The organism is Mesorhizobium sp. M7A.F.Ca.AU.001.01.1.1 (assembly GCF_004022735.1).
GTDB classification, from domain to species: domain Bacteria; phylum Pseudomonadota; class Alphaproteobacteria; order Rhizobiales; family Rhizobiaceae; genus Mesorhizobium; species Mesorhizobium ciceri.
In genome coordinates, this window is sequence record NZ_RZPF01000922.1 from 1 (window position 1) to 2,148 (window position 2,148).

Annotated in this window: 3 protein-coding genes; 1 reads left to right on the forward strand and 2 read right to left on the reverse strand. The window is 60.4% G+C overall.

What is annotated here, in order from left to right; genetic code table 11:
* Together EN884_RS33995 and EN884_RS34000 are read right to left on the reverse strand one after the other, a co-directional pair.
* Window positions 1-1,138: hypothetical protein (locus tag EN884_RS33995; protein WP_128361039.1), on the reverse strand; the 1,138-nt coding region annotated here is incomplete at its 3' end.
* A 103-nt stretch (window positions 1,139-1,241) separates the two neighbouring features.
* Window positions 1,242-1,511, reverse strand: coding sequence for a hypothetical protein (locus EN884_RS34000; protein WP_127423385.1), 270 nt, complete (start codon window positions 1,509-1,511; stop codon window positions 1,242-1,244).
* On the opposite strand from EN884_RS34000, the gene EN884_RS34005 reads away from it, so the two are divergent.
* Window positions 1,467-2,148, forward strand: a 682-nt coding sequence (locus EN884_RS34005) for a DNA gyrase subunit A (RefSeq protein ID WP_281034864.1), incomplete at its 3' end; no start/stop codon positions are given. The genes EN884_RS34000 and EN884_RS34005 overlap by 45 nt on opposite strands.

Sequence of the window (2,148 nt, forward strand, 5' to 3'; positions counted from 1 at the left end):
GGTTGGACATGGCCCCCGCCATGATCAGCGCGAACGGCACGGATGCCGGCGGCTCGGCCGAGATTTCGAGGCTCTTCGGATCGTCGAGGAATTTGCTGACCGCGGCCGTAACCTGCGCAGTCAGTTCCGGATTGTTGAGCTGCGCCATGCCGAACGGCACGATCGCCTTGGCCTGGTTGGCGATGTCCTTGCCGGACATGCCTTGCTGCTTGCCGACATAGTCCAGAACCTTGTTGGTCAGCGAATCGTCGTCGAAGCGGATCGAGGCGCTGTTGAACGAAAGCTGCTGCAACAGGCCGAGCATGGCCATGCCTTGCGCCGAATTGTCGGCGCCTTCCGGCTGTGCCGCCATCTTCTTCTGCATTTCCTGCAGCGACTTGATGAAGTCCAGCGTGTAGCCGCCGAGATTGAAGGTCATGCCGAGCGTGCCGGCATTCTCGACCGAGATGTCGTATTTCGACAGTTCCATCTTGCCGTCCGTGGGCTGCCAGGTGCCGGCCATTTCGAGATTGCCCGCGATGTTCTGGTAGCCGAGCGCGTTGATGACTTCCTTGGACTTGGGATCGTCCACCAGCGTCAGGTCGGCATTGAATTTTTCCGTGGTGGCGGTGAATTCCATCGCCTTGCCGTCCGCCGGCGGCGTGATCTCGATGGCAAGCCCGTCCATCGAGAAGGCGGTCTTGTCGGCGACCTTGACGGTCATGTTCGAGAGTTCGGCGGACTTGTACATCATCAGCGAGCCCAGCGGGCCGGTGGAACCGTCGGCCGGAACTGTCATGTCGTGGATGACGAAGGGGCTGAGGTCGAGGGTGACGCCGTCCTTGCTGTGTGTGAAGGCAGCCGTTGATACGGTGGCGATGTCATAGCCGCCATTTGCCTCGGTCACGCCTTCGAGTTTGACGTCGCCGATGGGAAGCGCTTCCTTCTCCGCCGCCGGTTTGATGGCAACGCCCTGCAGCACCATGCTGGTGTTGTCGCCGGTCACCCCGGTCCAGGTGATGTCGACACCTTGTGCGACAAGCGCTGCCTTCAGCCGGTCGGCCACTGCCGTATCCTGTGCGAGGGCCGCATTCAGCGGCAGCGTGAGCAAGAAGGTCGAAAAAGCCAGTTTCTTGAGAATTGAGCGTTTGATTGTCATCGCAAGGTCCCTGAGAGTGTCCTGAAATTGTTTTTTCAATTATTTGCGCCATCACCATTCCGTGACGAACTGGACCGGAAAAAGGCGTGTCCCGGCACATTGGTCAAAAATCGCGGTGAAAGGCAAACCCGATCCCACCGTCTTTGCGCAAACCGGTGAATTTGTCATGAAGAGCCGATAGCCGGATATCGTCGCGCTTGGCGATAGAGCCCGCATGTAACAGGCTGATGTTGGCCGACATCCGCTGGGGTATGGTTTCATGTTGCAGAAAGGCCGGTATCTCCGTCGGGCTCTTGCCGCGAATCACCCGCTCGGCTAGTCCGAGCCCATGGGAAAAAGGCTTTTGCCGCCTGAAAATGGCGGTGGCGATCACATCGAGCCGGTCGATCTGAAGAAGGCGCTGGAAGAGCGCTATCTGGCCTATGCGCTGTCGACCATCATGCACCGGGCGCTGCCCGATGTGCGCGACGGACTGAAGCCGGTCCATCGCCGCATCATGCACGCCATGCGCCTGCTGCGGCTCAACCCCGATCAGGGCTTTGCCAAATGCGCCCGCATCGTCGGCGAGGTGATGGGCAAGTTCCACCCGCATGGCGACCAGTCGATCTATGACGCGCTGGTGCGGTTGGCGCAGGATTTCTCGATGCGTTATCCCCTGGTCGACGGGCAGGGCAATTTCGGTAACATCGACGGTGATAACGCCGCCGCCATGCGCTACACCGAAGCGCGCATGACCGATGTGGCGACCGAACTTTTGTCCGGCATCACCGAGGATGCCGTCGATTATCGGCCGACCTACAATGAAGAAGACGAGGAGCCGGTGGTTTTGCCCGGCGCCTTTCCCAACCTTTTGGCCAACGGCTCGTCCGGCATCGCGGTGGGCATGGCGACATCGATCCCGCCCCACAACGCCGCCGCGCTTTGCGATGCCGCACTTCACCTGATCGAAAACCGGGACGCGCCGGTGGCGAAGCTGATGGACTTTGTCCAGGGGCCGGATTTCCCGAACG